This is a genomic window from Risungbinella massiliensis (genome assembly GCF_000942395.1).
GTDB lineage: Bacteria > Bacillota > Bacilli > Thermoactinomycetales > Thermoactinomycetaceae > Risungbinella > Risungbinella massiliensis.
This window is the reverse complement of the sequence record NZ_LN812103.1, coordinates 1,113,299-1,132,626: the sequence shown is the minus strand read 5'-3', so window position 1 is coordinate 1,132,626 and position 19,328 is coordinate 1,113,299. Positions and strand designations below refer to the sequence as shown.

Sequence of the window (19,328 nt, the reverse complement as noted above, 5' to 3'; positions counted from 1 at the left end):
TTTCCTCTTTTGCCTGCCCTGCCTGTCCTGAGGGATCTGCTGGCTCCCTATCGCTCATAGTCGCATCTCAAAAGGAGAAAACCTCTAGCTTAGGTCTAATTATGTAACAAGCTATATTATAAATTTGTTTCAAACAAAAGAGAAAGATCCAGCATAACTGGATCTTTTACGTATTTATTAATGACCAGAATGTGGAGAAGTGGGTGCTTGGTTTTCTGGAGGAGTTGATTCTGATTTCGTATTTCCATGACTTCCATGATCCTCACCAGTTGCTGATACAATCTCCAACATCTGATCAATCATTCCTTGGACAGTGAAGGGAATTGATTTTTCCGTTCCAATCACAAAAGCATGGTTATATGGACCTTCTGTAGGTTCTTTTTGGAATTTTGGTTGCAGACTCCCTAAATATTCGTGCATTGCGGGAGTTAAGTCACTACCACTTAGAACCAGCATCGGAGCATGTTTTCCTAAATGAGCAAAAGGTGCACTAGAGATTGCAGAATCTAGCTGATTGGTACGAACGAATGTCAAACCATGCCCAGGTTTCGTAACCCCCCAGCCAAATCCCGTCGCTTGATCTTTAAACTTCGCAAAAGTGATCGCATTCTCCTCAGGAGTTTTTCCACTAATGCGGGTCACTTTCCCATATGTTGCAAGCTGTTTTTCTACTTCTGGAGAAATGACGTTTTCTGGGCCAAGGACATAGATATTCGCCTTATTACCACGAGTTTGTAACGCTTGTTTAGTCGCCTCTGGTATCGCGTCTTTTGTCACATACAGAAGGGCTTCTGGCATGTGCGCAATCCAATTCGCCGCTGGTAAAGTGTAATCAGGAGAGTCAATTGATCCGATGACAACTCCACTCGGATATTGATTTCCACTTGCTTTGGCATAGTAGCTATCTACTTCCTTTGCCATAACAGCTGGGTCCTTGCCCTTGATTTGATCAACCTTGAATCCTTCTTTTTCTAATGTAGTACGGACTTTCTCAGAAAAATCCCCTACTAAAATCACTTGTATCCCTTGATTTTGAGCGCTTCCTTTGGGACTTAGACGCTTAATCTCTTGTAACGTCGGAGTAGGTATTGAGTCTTTTTGTGCATAGAGGAGCGGACCATTATTAGGATGATGAACCATTTTGACTGCGGGCATGTTGACTTTCCAATCCCCTACTAGCCCGAGCAAAACAGTATTTGGTCGATTTCCATCATCCGTTGCAGGCCAAACCATTTGAGATGTTTCTACAGCTGTCAAAATCGGGTCATCCTGATTCACTCGTGTCACGTTTTTCGTTTGGAAAGTAAGACGATTTTCTGTTGCTTTCGGATTTTGATTTCCATTGGAATGTCCCATTTGCTCATGATCCATTGCATTGGAACAAGCCGCTGTAATCAAAGAAATACTGACGATCCCTATCAGGAGGCTAACTTTTCGCATATACGTTTTCGCCCTTTCAAGTAGAAGATATTATTTACTACGTATTTGTAGTATATAATATCTCATAAATAATTTTCCACACTATTCAACCCTCGGAAAGCTCCGTCCAAGTCTTTCCTCCATCTTTCGTTTGATATATTTTGGTGGAGGCAGTTGCAAACGAAATATCGTTTTCATTTTGAGGATGAACGGTAATATATTGGATCGGATCTTCTTTGGAAGAGTACGAAAGTGGGATCTCCTTCTTTATTTCTCCATTCGATTCTAACTTGAGCAATCTTGGCGATTCCTCATATGTAGCAGCCCAAAGTGAACCGGCAAACGAAATATCCATTGCAGAAATAAATGCAGAGACTGGCACTTTCCAAAACGTATTTCCAGTATCGTTTGATAAGTACAATCCTTCTTTTGCCAACAGTGCAACCGTATTGGATTTATTAGGATCTGCCTTTACCATCCAAACTTCAGTCGCTTCTACTCCGGAAAGTGTTGATTTTGTCCAATTTTTCCCTTGATCCGTCGAGTAGTACAACCCTACCTGCATCTTTTGATTGGGTTGTTGGTTATACACATATAGGGTTCCAGTCCGGTGACTTGCCGCAAGATGATGAAAATCAGACTCTCCTGCAAAATCAATCGTACTCCAAGTTTTTCCTTTATCGGTCGATTGTATGAGTCCAAGCGGATTTGGCTCATTAGAGGAAGCAGGAGGGTGACCGCTACTGTACCAGGTTCGGTCGGTTATCGCAAATCCCATATAATCTCTTTCTGGAGATATTTTTACCCAGCCATCCTTGTCATATTGCATAATTCCTGCATGTGTAGCAGCAACTAAACCTTTCTCTTGATCATAAAACAGACCATGTAAATGGTGTTGAATACTATCTACTTTCTCTGCTTGTGCGTTTGGATCTTCAGTACGATTCTCATACCAAAGATATAGAAAGAATCCAAGTATTACAACGAAGATTCCCCAGAAGAAAATATCAGCTTTTTTTAGTTTCATAATATCCTCCTATCAGCCTTCTTATATACTACACAAACGTAGTATACCGGAAGAAGACCGAAAGGAAAAGAAACATAGCGATAGATCGCATAAAAAATAGTAATCTATAGCTATGCTCTTCCTATCTACCTCAATCCATCCGTTTTTTCTCTTGTATATAGTGATCAATTTGCTCATAATGTTCTCCAAATCCCACCCAAACCTCATCATTGATCACAATCGTGGGAACTACTTGTTTTTTCGTCAGATCCCATACCTCTTGGGGGTATCGCGGATCTGTTGTACAATCTTTTTCCATATATTCCAATCCCTGTTCTTGAAAGTAACGTTTCGCATCATGGCAATCAGAGCAAGTAGGAATGGTATAGATGGTAATGTTTAGGTTCTTCATGCTCTTCCACCATTCTGTTTTAGACGTTGGAGTCGTAGAGCATTTAATACAACCGAAACTGAACTAAGTGCCATTGCCGCTCCAGCCAACCAAGGTGCAAGAAAACCAGCAGCAGCCACAGGAATACCGATTACGTTGTAAGCAAGCGCCCAGAAAAGGTTTTGCTTAATGTTTCTCATCGTCTTCTTACTGATATAGATCGCATCTGCAATACTACTTAGATCTCCCCTAATTAGGGTAATATCTGCAGCTTCCATGGCAATATCAGTTCCTGTTCCAATCGCCATCCCAATATTGGCTGTCGCAAGTGCAGGAGCATCGTTGATTCCATCTCCTACCATCGCTACTTTTTTCCCTTGTGCTTGAAGTTTCTGTACTTCTGCCGCTTTCTCGTCTGGAAGTACTTCTGCTAGTACACGATCCACTGCAACTTCCACGCCAATCGCTTGGGCGGTTCGTTGGTTATCCCCCGTAATCATAATGACTTCCAGTCCCAGTGTTTTTAAACGGGCAATTGCTTCTTTTGAAGTATCTTTTACCGTGTCGGCTACAGCGACCATACCTGCTAATCTGCCATCGATCGCCACCAACATGGCGGTTTTTCCTTCTTCTTCGAGGGTGTTCATTTGAGATAGGATAGATTCAATCAAAATCTCTGATTTTGTCAGCAGTTTACGGGTTCCAACAAGTAGCTCTCTTCCATCTACTTTCGCACGGATTCCATATCCCGGAATTGCTTCGAATTCTTCTGGACTTACAGGCTGTATTTCTTTTGCTTTGGCTCCTTCTACAATTGCTTCTGCCAAAGGATGCTCCGAAGCAGATTCAGCTCCCGCTACTAATCGTAGAAAATCGTCTGGATCTAATTCCAACGAAATGACATCAGTTAATTCTGGCATTCCATTGGTAATGGTTCCTGTCTTATCTAATACAATCGTGTCTAATTGATGTGTCGCTTCTAAATGCTCTCCACCTTTAAAGAGAATACCCCATTCCGCTGCACGACCAGAGCCTGCCATAATGGAGGTCGGTGTAGCTAGGCCTAAAGCACAAGGGCAAGCGATAACCAAAACAGCAATAGCTTTTTCGAGCGCACTCGCAAACTCGTTTGGTTCTACCGTCAAGAACCAAATCAGGAAGGTTAGGACGGCAATTCCCACTACAATCGGAACGAAAATTCCCGAAATTTTGTCTGCGATCCGTTGAATTGGCGCTTTTGAACCTTGGGCCTCTTCCACAACTCGGATAATTTGTGCTAGTGCTGTCTCTTTTCCAACCTTGGTTGCCTGCATGATCAGTCGACCATTTTTGTTTAGTGTAGCCCCGATTAAAGTGTCACCAGTTTGCTTCTCAACCGGTATGCTTTCTCCTGTCAGCATAGATTCATCAACAGAAGAAGTTCCGTTTACCACGATCCCATCGACAGGAATTTTCTCCCCTGGCTTTACTACTAACGTGTCACCCGAGACTACTTCTTCCATTGCAATGGATACTTCTTCTCCATCTCGAATCACTAAGGCTGTCTTTGCTTGTAATCCCATCAGTTTTTTAATCGCTTCGGAAGAGCGCCCTTTGGCTTGTGCCTCAAATAGTTTTCCAAGGACAATTAACGTAATTAAGATAGCACTCGTTTCAAAATATAGTTCTACTTGATGATGAGGAGCCTGACCTATCGATGCGATGGTAAGATACAAACTATAAAAATAGGCTGCCGACGTTCCAAGTGCAACTAGCACATCCATATTGGCGCTCTTATTGCGTAGTGCTTTATATGCTCCTACATAAAAATGACGACCAATGATAAATTGCACAGGAGTGGCAAGAACCAGTTGGAACCAAGGATTCATAAAGATATCAGGAGACCAGATAAAAGAGGTAAAGGAAAAGTGCCCGACCATCGCCCACAAAAGCGGAAAGGAAAGGATTGCTGCGGCAATAAACTTACGCTTCTGCTTCGTTATTTCTCGTTGTCGATGATCAGAAGGATCTACTTGGTCTTCTTTCACCTTTGCTTGATATCCAAGTTTCTCTACCTTTTGAATCATGTCCGACACAGATACTTCACTGCTATTAAATTCAACATGTGCCGTCTCTACTGTAAAGTTGACCGTTGCTTTAGATACTCCTGGAATGGAATTTAATCCTTTTTCGATACGATTGGCACAAGCTGCACAAGTCATCCCCTCTAAGGTAAACTCCACGCTTTCTTTGGCTACCCCATATCCTAGATCTTCTACTTTTTCCTCAATCTGCTGGAGGGATGTTTTCTCTGGATCAAAGGAGACACTAGCTTTTTCTAGTGCTAAATTGACAGTTGCCTCCTGTACCCCCTCTACCTTTTGAATCCCTTTTTCAATGCGATTCGCACAAGCTGCACAGGTCATCCCTGTAATCAGGAACTCTACTTTTTTCTCTCCCATTCGGAATTCCTCTTTTCGTTATTAAGTGGGAGGTAGGCCCTAAAGAGGACCTATCCCTTATTCGACAACTTGATAACCAGCATCTTCAATAATTTGTTTTGCAGTGTCAGTAGAAACATTTCCATCTATCGTTACCGTTTTAGCATCTAGATCCACTTTTGCTTTTACTGCTTTTTCTTGAAAAGCTCCTTCAATCGCACGAACACAGTGACCACAAGACATTCCTTCTACTTTCAAGACAAATTTACTCATATTACATTCCTCCTAAATTTTATTTCATCATTTTTTTCATCGTCTCGGAGAGCTCTTGGATCACGTCCAAATCTCCCTCTTGAAGACGATCAATCACACAACTTTTCATATGTTCTTCTAAAAGAATGCGACTTACACCATTGAGAGCGGATTGGATTGCCGAAATCTGATTTAAGACATCGTCACAATAAGCATCTTTGTCGATCAAATTTTTGATGCCCCGGACTTGGCCCTCAATTCGATTCAGACGTGTAGTCAGATTTTTTTTGGTCTTGTCAGAATGGTGTGCTTTTCGATCTGTCGAACAATGTTGTTCTTCTGTGCTATTTTCCAAATCCAAATGGACCAATCTCCTTTCCATAAATCCAATTTACCATACCCCCCTACCCTATGTAAATAAGTTTGATAAGGTTCCTTTTTTTATTTTATCTGTAATGTTCCATGGTACATGTTCATTCCACAAGCAAACGTAATGGATCCTTCTTGTGTTGGTGTAAAGATCACTTTATTCATTCCCTCGTGTAGTTCCTGGACAATTTCAAAATCCTTGATTACCACAGTGGAGAGACAACCAACTTCTTTATCTCGTAGAAAATATATGGTAGTAGGTACCCCTTTTTGCAGTTGCACTCGATTTGGTATATACCCGTTTGCCGTTACCTGAATCATCACTTCTTGTTGTGAGTTCGGATCAACAATAGGAGCTGGTTTTTCGGCATTACTCGCATTAGGAAATAGTATTGGATAAGCCATCGATCCCATTAATAGCATTGCAACGGATAAAGCGGCTGTAAGATGTTTTCGATGAATAAAGACGGTTTTTCTCACAATGTACAGTAACAAGAACCAAACAATCCAATATAACGAGTTGAGCAATACTAATGTTTGCAAAACTCCTTCACTCGCCATCATCACTCCCAACATAGCTCCCATCATCCCACTCATCACTGCAGCCATCACTCCATCTAACAGTGCCAAGGAGTGCTTTCTTCCAAATAAGAAACTAACTCCCAAACCAATAAGAGTAGCCAATATGGTAGGGATCAGCATCTTGCCATTGCTATGTAGTCCTACAATGGTGCCAATAAGTAAGCTTGATATCATGGAAGCCCCCATTGTCACCATCATAGCTTCCATGATGTCAAAAGATTTCTCCTTCTGGTAGCAATAATATAGTAGCAACATACTAGTCAGCCAGACAACGAGACTACAAATGCTAACCATTTCAGTCCTCCCTCTCATCTCTCAGAAAACGTCATTTTTTGGTCCTCGGAATAGTTTGAACGAATATTTGACTAAATATGTCTTTGTTTAAGATTTGCTCACTTTCATCTACCCCATTTCAATGGGGTAGATGAAAGTGAGCATTGCTCGGTATCCCCCTTGTGGGGATGCTTAGAGCAATTTATTTTTTGCACTTTCCTCATACTATATGTAATATAATTTTCCTTAATTGAAGGAGCTTTTCAAGAAAAATATGTTACTATATTTACACTATTTTTGTCATACTATATGTATGAGTAAAAATACTGTAAAACACGCTAGGACTTGCGTGTATAATGTCAACTACCACATGGTATGGTCGGTGAAGTATCGTAGAGCCGTACTGGATCAAGAGATTGAAACGTATCTAAAAGTTATTTTTCAGGAGATTGCGGAGGAGAAAGGGTTTGAAGTAGCTATGATGGAGGTGGGAGAGCAAGACCACGTCCATGCCTTTGCTTCTGCTCATCCTAAAGTAGCTCCATCATACATTGTGAAAATGTTGAAAGGTATTTCCGCTAGGAAGTTATTTCTAAAGTTCCCGAGGCTAAGAAATAAGTTATGGGATGGTCATCTTTGGAATAGCAGCTTCTACATGGAAACCATTGGCTCTATTTCGGAAGAAACGATTCGTAAGTACATGGAAAATCAGAAAAAGAAAGGGGGAAAATCAAATGATGAAGTCGTACAAATTCAAGATAGAACCTAATCGGGTACAAATGGAACGAATCGAAACTACCTTGAATTTGTGTCGCTGGCTATACAATACAGCTTTGGAACAACGAAAGTTTTCTTATGAAAAACGTGGTATTTCCGTTAATTACAACATGCAACAGAATGAATTACCACGACTAAAGAAAGAGTTTCCAGAGTTCAAACAGGTACAATCGCAAGTGTTACAGGACATTCTACGTCGTTTAGATAAAGCATTTAAAGGGTTTTTTCGTAGAATCAAAGCGGGAGAGAAAGCAGGATACCCACGCTTTCAAGGTAAAAACCGTTATGATAGCTTCACATACCCACAAAGTGGGTTTTCTCTTGATGGGAAATATCTGAAACTGTCTAAGATCGGTAATGTTCGCATCAAATGCCACAGACAAGTAGAAGGAAAGATCAAGACCTGTACCATCATCCGAAAAAACGGAAAGTACTATGCTTGTTTTTCCTGTGAAATCGAAACCATAACACACTCGACAGGGAAACAAGTCGGTGTTGATCTTGGTGTTAGACATCTTGCTATTACATCTGATGGCGAATTTTTCGAACACCCTAAGTATTTTAGAAAGTCAGAACGCAAACTAAAACGACTTCAGCGCATAGTATCTAAACGTAAGAAAGGTTCCAATCGTCGTAGAAAGGCTGTAGCTTTGCTTGCAAAGCTACATGAGTACATAGCAAATCAAAGAAAAGACATTGCCCATAAAATTAGTAGGTATCTAGTAGATCGCTATGATCTAATTGCCTTTGAAGATCTGAATATCAAAGGAATGGTCTTGAATCACAAATTAGCCAAAAGTATTGTGGATGCTGGATGGAATCAACTTGTACAGTTCACTTCCTACAAAGCAGAATATGCTGGTAAGCAAGTAATACAAGTGGACCCATACAACACGTCTCAGGCTTGCTCAAAATGTGGTCAGATCGTAAAAAAAGAATTAAAAGATAGAGTCCATAGTTGCTCTTGCGGTTATACAGAAGATAGAGATGTAAATGCGGCAAGAAACATACTACATAAAGCAGTTGGACATGTTCCAACGCTAAAATGCGGACGGTTAGAACTAAACCTAATATAGGCATGGAACGTGCCTTCGTGGAGAATGCGACGTTGGTCGATTCAATGAATCGAGAAGCTCGCCATTTCAATGGCGATGTAGTTCACCTACTTACTTATTCCAAAAGATATATTTATAGACCAAAGAAAGAAGAGGGACGTAATCGGGCAAATTTTAAACACCTTATCCTTACGGAATATGTCATAGATTAACTAAACCAACGACTAGTTTTTTTAAGTTTTGATATCTACTTCAGGAGTACCGGATTTTGAAAGAGAGAAAACTCCTCGCACGTCTGACACACTGATTCCTCCCCAACTTATTAAAGGTAAGGGATAGGGATGATCAGTACGAAAAAATAAAAAAAGCTTGATTCTCTTTTCAAGCTTTTGATTTTGGGAAAGCTTCTAGTTTCGAAACATGGATCATTTCACTAGGAAGGTATTTATGAAAATATTTTTTTACCCTTACATGCAAATCTTTTTGATACCACTTCGATAATCCATGTTCTTCAAATAATGTTGCCATCCCTAGTCTCTCTGAACGTTTCCCCATCGAACCATCCCCAATGCTTAGCGTATCGATCCAAATACGATCTACGATTCCATCCAATACTTTTGGAAAGTCAGGGGTAAATGGCAAAACAGGGGAGATCGAAGCTTGTGTACGTATTCCCGCATCATGAACTTCTTTTAAGGTTTTTAACCTTAATTTCATGCCCGGTGCATATGGAGCAAATATTTGCTTTATATCTTCTCGATCTGTTTCAATCGTCATAGATACAAGGACTTCACATTTCTCTTTTAATTTACCTAACAAATCAATGTCTCTTGTGATGAGTGGACCTCGTGTTTGGATTTGAAGAAAGTCAGGGGGATTTTCTATCATTTCCTCTAGTATTCCCCGTGTAATGCCTACTTTCCGTTCTATTGGTTGATAGGGATCGGTTGCAGACGACATAAAAATTTTCACCGGTTTGTTTTTCTTACGGAGTTTGATTATTTCATTTCGGTAATTTTCTGCTGCGTTTGTTTTGATGTCCAACCATTCTCCCCATGGTATTTCTTTAAATTTTTGAATCGGCATTTCTCTTACATAACAGTACCGGCAAGAAAATGCACAACCACTATATGGATTCAGCGAATGGGTAAATCCTACATCTAAATAGCCCTTTGATTCCGTAAGGATTTTCTTAGCAAGTATTTCTTTTATTTCAATATCCATAAGATTACACTCCTCTCTTGTATCAATCAAAATAAATGATACCCTTTATGATCCACTCATTTTATCAATGTGGTTACTATATCAAAAAAACCACTCAAAAAAGCCGAGTTCTTTTGAGGAACCCGACTTTTTTAGCGTTTTAGTTATAACTAAATCTATTATTTTTTGTTCTGGCTCAAAATAATGAACAATATGTTCAAATAACTCAGCAGAATATAACGTACACCCCGATCATCATTTCTGGTAGCTTTGCTTTCCATCCCTGATGATAGCTTAGGAAGTGGTATCCTCATGAGTCTTTCGAATTCACTTTCAGTCAAGGCGTTACTTCTCTAGTACGTAAGATGATCTGAGGCATGTGTTCCTTCAGAGCCTTTTAATTCGTGTATTTTCCCGATTATATATTTCTGAAAATACAGGGTGAAGAAAAAAGACTATATTATTTCTAATGAGAATATCCCTTCAAAATATTCTTTAAAGTGATTAAAATACCTTTTGCGTAACTATCATCTGTAATTTTAGTATGTTGTGCTTTTGCTTCTTCTGTTGCATTTGCAAGCAAATATCCGTGTTCTACGCTTCTTAGCATATTCAAATCATTTCCACTATCTCCAAATGCAGCTGCTTGATGTATAAATAAGTTGTGTTTTTGTAACATATAGCCCACAATCTCACCTTTACCCGTCCCTAAAGGAATAAAGTCAATATCATAGGCTTTTTCAGGATCCCCAGCCAAAGGATTGCATCGATTTATATTGATCCCTACTTGATGTTGCTTCGCCAGCCTTCGAATGATTTCGAGTGCTTGATCATCCCTTTGATCATTTTGTTGGTAGTAATAGTAATTATATTTATACTTGGATATCCCCATCTGTGTTTGAGACTCTAACACAATGTCATAGTCCTCTTTTAAAGCGGAAAGAATGGCATAAATTTTTTTCTCGTTGAATTGATCACCTTTTATTCTTTTTAACCATTCTTGATCGGTATGTGTTGTACCATCATGATGAAAGTAAGTAATTTCGGTACCTAGATCACTAGCAATAAAATGCGGTAAATATCGCATACCCACTTTTTTCATTTTGTAGAATACAGAATCTAAGCTACTACCAGTAACCCATCCTAACTTCAATCCTTTTTCCTGACTCTGTTGCCGTATATATTCCTCCAGATTATATATATTTGTTTTTATTTCTTGATCTGCATGATGGGGATAATATGTTTCATCAAAGTCACAAAATACGATAAATGACGTTTCTTTTTCATTCGGCAACAGAACAAATGACATTACATATCCTCCTTTGAGATAAAGCATGCTCATCACGGATTATAATAAAAGATGAAATCGATCCCATGTCAAAGCCTTTTTCATAAGAAGAGGAGAAAGAAAATGCCAACAATAAATGAAATCGCCAAAAAAAGCGGAGTTTCTCGCTCTACCGTTTCTCGAGTATTAAACCATCATCCTTATGTATCCGAAACCAAACGATTAGCTGTCTTACAAGCGATACAAGAGATAAATTACATACCGAATTCCATAGCAAGACAGTTAAGATCCAAATCCACTAGGACTGTAGCGATTTTAGTACCTCATGCACATCATCCTTTTTTTAGCCAATTAATCCGAAGTATTTCGCAAACATTAATGGAAAAAGGGTATAAAGCCTCCATTATTCAAACCTTCTATCAAAAAGATATTGAACTCGATACGTTCCAACTCTTAAAGAGTAAAGAGATAGATGGGATTATTCTTACTTCGTTAGAAAATCAATGGGTACAGATAGAACCCTTTTTAAATTTTGGTCCCATTATTCTTTGTAACGAGTACGAGGAAAAAGCTCCAATCCCAATTTTTTGCTATGACGAATATGATGTGGCTTTTAAAGCTACCAGTTATTTAATAAACCAAGGTTACCAAAAGATTGGATTTTGTTTTGATGTTAGTCATAGTAAGGCTCAAAAATTACGTAGAAAAGGATATACTGATGCTCTTCGAAAAGCTCAACTTCCTATAAGAAAAGAATGGATATTTCAAGGAGCCATAAGTATTGAAGATGGCTTTCGAATCTTTCAGCAATTGGTCTCTTTAGAAAATCGCCCTACAGCAATTTTTACAGGGAATGACCAAGTAGCTGCTGGTATGATTAAAGCTGCTACAAACAATGGCTATGCCATACCTAGTGATTTGGCTATTATCGGTTTTGATAATCAGAGGATCTGTGAAGTGACGACTCCTACTATTACCACTATCGATATTCCTATTATGCAAGTAGGGTTCGAGACAGCAACCAGTATGGTCGAATGTCTCGTCAACAATCAGAAGGTAAAACGTATGGTGAAAAAATTTAAAGGTGATTTATGTATAAGAGAGTCTTGTTAAAAGCAATGGTAATATACTACCTAGAATTATCTAGCGCCCTTTGTCACTCTAGTGTTTGCTACTTTCCTTAAGTGTACAACCTTTTCCAGTCCAACTCTAATTCTAAGAAAAACTAAAACCCTCGAATCATCGAGAGTTCTGGTTGGTAAAATAAATTCATACTTAGTTAAATAGTTATAGCAAGATGTGGTTTACTATAATGACTAGTTCCCCCACCGCCTACTAGTATTCTTCCGCTCTTAATAAAATCTAGTAATTTTCTTTCACCATTAGAAAGTAAAACATCCACTTTGGCTGATTTGCAGTAGCTATATATATGACATAATTGGAAACAACTACTATAGGTGGAATAGCATCTATTACTGTAGTATTTATAATGTTTGCTGGTTTTTTAGGAATTCTCCTAGGACCATATATTCTAAAAAAACTGGAAGTTCTTATTACGCTTGCACCTACTATTTTAACGCTGTAATACTAAAAGCTTATTCCTTACAGTAATCGGAGGATTTATTATGTCAAAAAAGTTTCTTCTTCCTTTATTATAGTTATAGGATTCATGCTATTTGCATTGTTTTTTGGAGCCGGAAATTTAATTTTTCCACCTATGTTGGGTCAAATGGCAGGAAAGAATGTATGGATCGCCAATGCAGGTTTCTTAGTTACCGGAGTTGGCTTACCATTACTAGCGATTACAGCATTTGTTTTCTCAGGTAAAAATGATTTACAATCTTTAGCTAGTCGTGTTCATCCGTTGTTTGGTATGGTATTTACGACTGTTCTTTATCTAGCAATTGGTCCTTTTTTCGCTATCCCTAGATCTGGAAATGTATCGTTTGAAATTGGAGTTAAACCTTTTTTATCAAATGCAGGCCCTGTTTCATTAATTATATTTACAATCTTATTTTTCACAGTTGCATGCTTGTTATCACTTAATCCTACAAAAATCATTGATATAGTTGGAAAATTTTTGACTCCTATCAAATTGACATTTATCGGATTACTCGTAGTTGTAGCCATTGTCCATCCAATCGGAAGATTTCAAGCGCCTTCTGAAGAATATACATCACATGTATTTTTTAAAGGCTTTCAAGAAGGTTATCTAACACTGGATGCTCTTGTAGCTTTTGTTTTTGGAATTATGATTGTGAATGCAATGAGAGAAAAAGGAGTTACCACTAAAAAACAGCTTATGAGTGTTTGTGCAAAAGCAACGGCTATTGCTGCTACACTCTTAGCTCTTGTCTATACTACCCTTTCCAATATGGGCGCTTCTAGCGTTGAAAAACTAGGTCTTTTAGGAAATGGAGCTGAGATTTTAGCTAAGGTTTCATCCTATTATTTTGGATCTTATGGCTCCATTTTATTGGGTTTAATGATTACGGTAGCATGTTTAACTACGAGTGTAGGACTGATCACTGCTTGCTCTTCATTTTTCCATGTATTATTTCCAAACATCTCCTATACAAGAATTGCTGTCATTTTATCTATGTTTAGTACCCTTGTAGCAAATATAGGATTAACACAGCTAATTAAGGTTTCCATGCCTGTATTAATGACTTTGTATCCTATTGCCATTTCTTTAATATTCTTAACGTTTTTTCATTCCGTATTTAAAGGAATGGCGGAAGTGTATCAAGGTAGTTTGATATTGACATTTTTCATGAGCCTATTTGATGGCTTGAATGTTGCTGGAATAAAAATGGAAGCAATGAATCAATTTTTCACTCAGTTTCTTCCCATGTATAACGTAGGGTTAGGCTGGTTACTTCCAGCTATTTTAGGAGGAGTAGGCGGCTATATATTTAGTGTATTACGAAAGAAAAATAAGCTAGACTTAAACTCGATTAAATAAGTGAATTCTCGTCTAATTTGATTAAAGAACATCGCGAATGGTTATCAGGCCATGAGCCCCCGACAAAAACAAAAAAACTGTCTCTATGATTCACACATTTATCAATGTGGTCACTATATCAAAAAATTCACTCAAAAAGTCGAGTTCCTCTAGGGGAACCCGACTTGAAGGGAATAATACCAAATGGTAGAAAAGCTGACTCTTTTTTTATTTTTTGATAAAATATAATTCCTTTTTTATCTTTTCCTTTGACATTTTATCCGTATTATTTCGCCACTTCTTCTTTTTCATAAATAGGAACCCATCCTTCTTTGGTTTTAAAGATTCGAATGGCAACTACCTGACGGTCTTCCATCAAAGTAAAATAGTGACGGTAGTTTTCTGGTACAGAGATTAAATCACCTGCTTCTAGCTCTACATCATAGAAACGACCATCGGTTCCTTGAATAGCAAAGATCCCATGACCACTGACGATAAATCGTACTTCATCGTCAGTATGATGATGTTCTTGTAAAAAGTTTTTTAGTAGTTCTTCTAAGTTCGGAGTAGCAGAAGAAAGAGAAATGACATCTTCTGTTACATAACCGCGGCGTGCGGATAGATCATCCATTTCTTTGCGAAATGTTTGAACGATCTCTGCTTTGTCTTCATCTGTTAGATCATATTTTTCTTGTAGGTGACTAGGAAGTTTGGAGATATCCCATCTTTCATAGATGACTCCTTGGTTATTTAGATAAACGCTTACTTCTTCCATGTTTTCTATTCTTTCGTTGGTATCATGAAAACGTAGTTGTGCCATTTTGATTTCCTCCTAAATAGTTACTTTTTGTCTTGTTGCTAGAACTGGTAATGGAGACAAAAGTCTCATCTTGACATGATAAGAAAAGAGAAACTCAAACGCCTCCAGATGCTTTTTTGCTTCAAAGGCATTTTTTCCCCAAACAGTAATTCCATGATTTCTGATGAGTACAGCCTTTGATTTAGAAGTAATCACCTTCGCAACTTCTTGGGTGAGATGATGTAAGTCGGCATAATTTTCAACAATAGGAACAGTTATTGTCCCATCCTGCTCCCATATTCCAAATGCCTTAATTAATTCTTGTCCTTGAAAGGTGATAAAGCCTTGCTCAGCATACAGTTCAGAGATTACGTTATTGTCGATCGTATGGACATGGAGACAACATCCAGCATCGCTCAAACGGTATACTTCACAGTGAATTCCTGTTTCAGCTGATGCTTTGAGATGGGTTGACTCAAGCGGTTGCCCCACTCTATCGACTAAGAGAAAATCATCTGGAGTACGTTTGGTTTTCTCTCTTCCGCTCGCCGTTACCAAAAAGGTAAGCGGGTCATCACTTACTTTGATCGACAAATTGCCACTCGTACCTGGAAACCAGTGTCGTCTCGCTAGGTCGTCTTTGATCTCCGCTAGTTCCACCCAGCGTTCCTCCACTAAGCTCATACTTGAATCTCCTCTCTTTTAAGATGGTGAATAATATCATAAAAGTTTTGAAAAGGAGTGTAGGGAATCTCATTTTCCACGCATTTTTCAATCAAAAAGTCACGAGCAAATACTTGGTCTGCTAGTTTTGCAGCTTGCAAGTCAGTAATCGAGTCACCAATTACAATTTTGTGGTAACGCTGGTCGTCAAACTGACGAAGAATCGATGGTTTGCAACATCCGCAATCATTTGTACAGTGAAGATCGCACTCATAAGGCCATAAAATTTGAATCGTTTCATTCGAGAAGTCGCTACCATTGCAGTAAATTTTCTCTTTTTTTACAATTCCTTCTAACATTGGATTTACAAAAAAGTCAATTCCACCACTTACAATATAGAAAGGGATATCCTCCCGCTTGGCATAAGCGATGAACTCAGGAAATCCTTCGCGCATTCTGGCATTTTCCATGACAAACTGTATGATCTCTTCTTTTAGGGTACTCGGCAAAAGAGAAAACATCTTGCCCACACCCTCACGGATGGAAATCTCCTGTGCCAGTACTTGATCTTTTAGCACTTCCCAACCGATTGGTGCAAACTGCTTCATAATCGCAATAATGTTATCTGATTCGGTAATCGTGCCATCAAAGTCACAGAATATGATTGGCTGTTTGCTCATACTTTGACGGTTCCTCCCCATAATGCCAGTGCATCGGCTAACTCTTTTTGTTCCTGCGCTGCTTCTTCCAGTGTATGTTCTGTTTGGACTGCGTGAATTGCTTGTCGGAAAGCTTTTCCGCCTGCAGTTGCTCCCTGCGGATGACCATGTACGCCTCCACCAGCATTAATCACACTATCAACGCCAAAATCACCTACCAATTGCGGGACCAATGCTGGATGAATCCCTGCTGATGGTACAGGAAAAGCAGGTTTCCAACCGACATCTTGTCGTGAAAGTTCAAAAGCAATGCCCAGAGCTGATTCTTTTTCCAGTGCGACGCTGCCATAAGGGGATGGGAAAATGGCTAGGTCTGTTCCCACAGCTCGTAAAAATTTACCTAAGAATAGGGAGGCACTTACTCCATACAATTTGGAAGAAGTAACCGCACCAGAAAATGCGGCATGAGCTAGAATCGGGATGGCAATTTCTGCATCTTCCGTCAATTCCTGAAGGATATCCAATCCATAGGTGAAGACGTTAAACAACAATACATCTGCTCCCAGTTCAACAGCTCGTTTTGCTTTTTCCTTTAGCTCAAACGTACGTCCCGATAGGTTAACAGCATACAATGTCTTTTCGCCTGTTTCTTGTTCTGTCTCCTGAAGTATTTTTTTCGCTAGGCGAATGCGTTCAACAAAAGGAGTAAGTGGATTATCAAATAAGATTTCATCATCTTTGATAAGATCAATTCCACCCAATGCTTGCTCTCGCAACTGTTTTTCAAAATAGAGAAGATCGCGACCGATCACACTTTTAAAAATACTCATTAAAAGTGGCCGGTCGTACACGCTAAGTAAACGGCGAACACCTTCTACACCATATTTCGGGCCTGGAAAATTACCTGCTAAATCAGGGGAAAAATCAAGGTCGATTAGCTTTACTTCTCCATCCAAAGACAACTTTCCAAATACAGTAGTCAAAATAGCTGGTAGATCAGGGCTGAAGTTGGCGGCTGGATAAGAAATTTTAATTAAGCCTCTGCTCCGTTTCCCACCAAGATATTGGTTAACTGATTCCAATTCAGGTAATTCTTTGATTTCTATAACTGTACCTTTATGTTTTTTTAGCTGTTCTTTCTCAAGTTCAGGTAAATCCGTCCATGAGCCAATCGTAAGTCCAAGTGCGATTCCTTCTGCTTTTTTCGCAAGATTTCCTTTGGGGTCGTGGACAAGATAGGTTGCAATTACATTGCTCACGGTCTTCACTCCTTTGTATAAATAAAAAACCTCTTCCAAAAGAGGAAGAGGTGAAAATATATTTAACACCGCTTCCTCTTATCTCTCAGCTTCCTAGCTGCAAGAATTAGCACCGTTTTTACCCATCAGGGTAAATCGGTTGCCGGGTTTCATCGGGCTCGTCCCTCCACCTGCTCTTGATAAGAGAAAAACTAACTGTTCGAATCACTATGAAATTACTTGTGATTGTGATTGATTATTTTTCTTTTGTCAATTTTTTTTTTGAAAAAAAGTGACAACGCTTGATCCGCTCTACTGTTTCCAGCAATCTTACTTCATCAGTTAACAAACCAACACGCACAAATCCATCCCCTTCTTTACCAAAACCAATCCCAGGTGCAACGGCGACATGTGCTTGCTCCAATAGTGCATCCGCAAACGTTTCTGAAGTATACCCTTCTGGTACTGGTAACCAACAGAAAAAGGAACCTTTTGGCGCTTGTACTTCCCAACCTATATCATTCAGTCCAGAAATAAATACATTTCTCCGCTGTTCATAAGTAGCAACTAATTTTTTCACACAATCTTGAGAACTAAGAAGTGCTGTAGCCGCTGCTCGTTGAACCGCACCAAACAAACTGACATAGAAGTGATCTTGAAGCAAGTTGATCTTTTCGATCACAGATTCATTGCCCAATGCAAAACCAACACGCCATCCAGCCATGTTATAAGTTTTGCTCATGGTATAGATTTCCACCCCCACCTCTTTGGCACCAGGAGTTTGTAAAAAACTAAGTGGTTTTTGCCCATCAAAACCGATCGCACCATAAGCAAAATCGTGAACAACCAGAAGATTATGTTGTTCTGCTTGGTTTACAGTTTGCTGGAAAAACTCTGATGTAGCAACTCCAGCGGTGGGGTTATTGGGATAATTTAAAAACATCAATTTCGCTTGGTGGTAAACTTCATCCGCGATCTTGGAGTAATCAGGTAAAAAATCATTCTCTGCCAGAAGAGGCATTTTAACCATCTGCGCCTGTGCCATAGCAATCCCCGACCAATAGTCGGGATATCCAGGATCAGGAACTAACGCCACATCCCCCGGGTTTAAAAAGCATTGCGAAATTTCTACCAAGCCTACTTTTCCACCAAAGAGAACTGCTACTTCCTTCTCAGGGTCAAGATTTACTCCATACTCCCGTTTGTAAAAATTGGCAATCGCCTGTTTTAAAAAATCATAGCCACGAAACGGGGAATATTTATGAAATTGCGGATTTGCCGCTGCCTGTTGTAATGACTCCACGATATGTGGTGGGGTTGGTAAATCTGGATTTCCTTGACCCAAATTAATGACATCGATCCCTTGTTCTGTAAAATAATTTACTTTTTTTACAAGTTTCGCAAAAAATTGTTCAGGAAGAAAATTAAGTACATCTGCTTGTTGGAATTTTTTCATTTTGCCTTCACTTCTCGTTTTAGTGACTTATGTTACAACGTAAGAAAACATCTGTCAAAAACTTTTTTCTTAGAAATGATCCTCTCATGTATCGCCAGGATATTCAAAAAGAGATCTAAACAACGTAAAAAATGTTATTGGTTATGGTGATTTTTCACTTATACAAAGAAAAAAACATGTCTTTCTTTTTTTGTTTTTGTAAATTATTTTCAAGCTTTTGTCATTTGGAGTATTGACAAACAAACTGCTTAAGGTTTAGTATTCGGACTAATCAACAAATCACTTTTTCGACAAATTGATGCTTAAACAAAATTAAATATGTTTGGTCTCTTATCAAGAGCAGGTGGAGGGAAATGGCCCGATGAAGCCCAGCAACCGACCGTAATTCCATCGCGAGATGGGGCCCTGTAAGGGGCCGTGGAACAACCACGAAGGCACGGTGCTAATTCCAGCAAAACGAATGTTTTGCAAGATAAGAGGTGACGGAACAAGAATCCCAAGCCTCTTTCTTTGCGAAAGGGGCTTTTTTGATAT

The 19,328-nt window shown here is 39.1% G+C and carries 19 protein-coding genes and 2 riboswitches; of the genes, 5 read left to right on the top strand and 14 right to left on the bottom strand.

Going from position 1 to position 19,328, the window contains the following annotated elements:
- Nucleotides 1–177 precede the first annotated feature (177 nt).
- The 7 genes from VJ09_RS16815 to VJ09_RS17805 all read right to left on the bottom strand — a co-directional run bounded on the left by VJ09_RS16815 (nt 178) and on the right by VJ09_RS17805 (nt 6,733).
- Nucleotides 178–1,440 (bottom strand): cell wall-binding repeat-containing protein, encoded by a 1,263-nt coding sequence (locus tag VJ09_RS16815; RefSeq protein WP_044642744.1) that lies wholly within the window; start codon nt 1,438–1,440, stop codon nt 178–180.
- An 85-nt stretch (nt 1,441–1,525) separates the two neighbouring features.
- The gene (locus tag VJ09_RS16810) at nt 1,526–2,446 is read right to left on the bottom strand and encodes a F510_1955 family glycosylhydrolase (RefSeq protein WP_052807474.1); all 921 of its coding nucleotides are present in this window, start codon (nt 2,444–2,446) and stop codon (nt 1,526–1,528) included.
- A gap of 130 nt (nt 2,447–2,576) precedes the next feature.
- On the bottom strand, nt 2,577–2,837 hold the full coding sequence (locus tag VJ09_RS16805) for a glutaredoxin family protein (RefSeq protein WP_044642743.1): 261 nt from the start codon (nt 2,835–2,837) through the stop codon (nt 2,577–2,579).
- Nucleotides 2,834–5,257 carry a heavy metal translocating P-type ATPase gene (locus VJ09_RS16800; protein ID WP_044642742.1) on the bottom strand — a complete coding sequence of 808 codons (2,424 nt, stop codon included), beginning with the start codon at nt 5,255–5,257 and terminating at the stop codon, nt 2,834–2,836. The genes VJ09_RS16805 and VJ09_RS16800 overlap by 4 nt, the downstream gene beginning before the upstream one ends.
- Nucleotides 5,258–5,314: 57 nt before the next feature.
- A complete protein-coding gene (locus VJ09_RS16795) occupies nt 5,315–5,509 on the bottom strand; it encodes a heavy-metal-associated domain-containing protein (protein ID WP_044642741.1) in 195 nt (64 codons plus the stop codon).
- A gap of 19 nt (nt 5,510–5,528) precedes the next feature.
- Nucleotides 5,529–5,870, bottom strand: coding sequence for a metal-sensitive transcriptional regulator (locus VJ09_RS16790; protein WP_044642740.1), 342 nt, complete (start codon nt 5,868–5,870; stop codon nt 5,529–5,531).
- A 59-nt stretch (nt 5,871–5,929) separates the two neighbouring features.
- Complete coding sequence (locus VJ09_RS17805) at nt 5,930–6,733, bottom strand: cupredoxin domain-containing protein (RefSeq protein WP_052807473.1); 804 nt, start codon at nt 6,731–6,733, stop codon at nt 5,930–5,932.
- Nucleotides 6,734–7,025: 292 nt separating this feature from the next.
- On the opposite strand from VJ09_RS17805, the gene tnpA reads away from it, so the two are divergent.
- Both tnpA and VJ09_RS16775 read left to right on the top strand, forming a co-directional pair.
- Entirely contained in the window at nt 7,026–7,481 is a 456-nt protein-coding gene (tnpA, locus tag VJ09_RS16780) for an IS200/IS605 family transposase (protein WP_082050650.1), read from the top strand.
- Nucleotides 7,447–8,565, top strand: coding sequence for an RNA-guided endonuclease InsQ/TnpB family protein (locus VJ09_RS16775; protein WP_044642738.1), 1,119 nt, complete (start codon nt 7,447–7,449; stop codon nt 8,563–8,565). The genes tnpA and VJ09_RS16775 overlap by 35 nt, the downstream gene beginning before the upstream one ends.
- Nucleotides 8,566–8,925: 360 nt before the next feature.
- Here VJ09_RS16775 and VJ09_RS16770 read toward each other — a convergent pair whose 3' ends face one another.
- Both VJ09_RS16770 and VJ09_RS16765 read right to left on the bottom strand, forming a co-directional pair.
- A complete protein-coding gene (locus VJ09_RS16770; RefSeq protein WP_044642737.1) occupies nt 8,926–9,768 on the bottom strand; it encodes an SPL family radical SAM protein in 843 nt (280 codons plus the stop codon).
- A gap of 445 nt (nt 9,769–10,213) precedes the next feature.
- A complete protein-coding gene (locus VJ09_RS16765; protein WP_044642736.1) occupies nt 10,214–11,056 on the bottom strand; it encodes an HAD-IIB family hydrolase in 843 nt (280 codons plus the stop codon).
- Nucleotides 11,057–11,158: 102 nt separating this feature from the next.
- Here VJ09_RS16765 and VJ09_RS16760 point away from each other — a divergent pair, with 102 nt between their 5' ends.
- The 3 genes from VJ09_RS16760 to brnQ all read left to right on the top strand — a co-directional run bounded on the left by VJ09_RS16760 (nt 11,159) and on the right by brnQ (nt 14,000).
- Nucleotides 11,159–12,148 (top strand): LacI family DNA-binding transcriptional regulator, encoded by a 990-nt coding sequence (locus tag VJ09_RS16760; RefSeq protein WP_044642735.1) that lies wholly within the window; start codon nt 11,159–11,161, stop codon nt 12,146–12,148.
- A 376-nt stretch (nt 12,149–12,524) separates the two neighbouring features.
- The gene (locus VJ09_RS19210; protein ID WP_407689997.1) at nt 12,525–12,620 is read left to right on the top strand and encodes a hypothetical protein; all 96 of its coding nucleotides are present in this window, start codon (nt 12,525–12,527) and stop codon (nt 12,618–12,620) included.
- A gap of 33 nt (nt 12,621–12,653) precedes the next feature.
- Nucleotides 12,654–14,000 (top strand): branched-chain amino acid transport system II carrier protein, encoded by a 1,347-nt coding sequence (gene brnQ / locus VJ09_RS16755; protein WP_407690007.1) that lies wholly within the window; start codon nt 12,654–12,656, stop codon nt 13,998–14,000.
- 265 nt (nt 14,001–14,265) lie between these two features.
- Here the strand turns inward: brnQ and VJ09_RS16750 are convergent, their stop codons facing one another.
- The 5 genes from VJ09_RS16750 to VJ09_RS16730 all read right to left on the bottom strand — a co-directional run bounded on the left by VJ09_RS16750 (nt 14,266) and on the right by VJ09_RS16730 (nt 18,794).
- The gene (locus tag VJ09_RS16750; RefSeq protein ID WP_044642733.1) at nt 14,266–14,799 is read right to left on the bottom strand and encodes a 1,2-dihydroxy-3-keto-5-methylthiopentene dioxygenase; all 534 of its coding nucleotides are present in this window, start codon (nt 14,797–14,799) and stop codon (nt 14,266–14,268) included.
- Between the two features lie 12 nt (nt 14,800–14,811).
- Nucleotides 14,812–15,462: a methylthioribulose 1-phosphate dehydratase gene (locus VJ09_RS16745; protein ID WP_044642732.1), complete on the bottom strand. Its 651-nt coding sequence runs from the start codon at nt 15,460–15,462 to the stop codon at nt 14,812–14,814.
- Nucleotides 15,459–16,121 carry a 2-hydroxy-3-keto-5-methylthiopentenyl-1-phosphate phosphatase gene (locus VJ09_RS16740; RefSeq protein ID WP_044642731.1) on the bottom strand — a complete coding sequence of 221 codons (663 nt, stop codon included), beginning with the start codon at nt 16,119–16,121 and terminating at the stop codon, nt 15,459–15,461. The genes VJ09_RS16745 and VJ09_RS16740 overlap by 4 nt, the downstream gene beginning before the upstream one ends.
- Nucleotides 16,118–17,359 (bottom strand): 2,3-diketo-5-methylthiopentyl-1-phosphate enolase, encoded by a 1,242-nt coding sequence (locus tag VJ09_RS16735; RefSeq protein WP_044642996.1) that lies wholly within the window; start codon nt 17,357–17,359, stop codon nt 16,118–16,120. The genes VJ09_RS16740 and VJ09_RS16735 overlap by 4 nt, the downstream gene beginning before the upstream one ends.
- Nucleotides 17,360–17,434: 75 nt before the next feature.
- Nucleotides 17,435–17,545: riboswitch (SAM riboswitch) on the bottom strand.
- Between the two features lie 49 nt (nt 17,546–17,594).
- Nucleotides 17,595–18,794 carry a pyridoxal phosphate-dependent aminotransferase gene (locus VJ09_RS16730; RefSeq protein WP_044642730.1) on the bottom strand — a complete coding sequence of 400 codons (1,200 nt, stop codon included), beginning with the start codon at nt 18,792–18,794 and terminating at the stop codon, nt 17,595–17,597.
- Between the two features lie 327 nt (nt 18,795–19,121).
- Nucleotides 19,122–19,273: riboswitch (SAM riboswitch) on the top strand.
- Nucleotides 19,274–19,328: the final 55 nt, after the last annotated feature.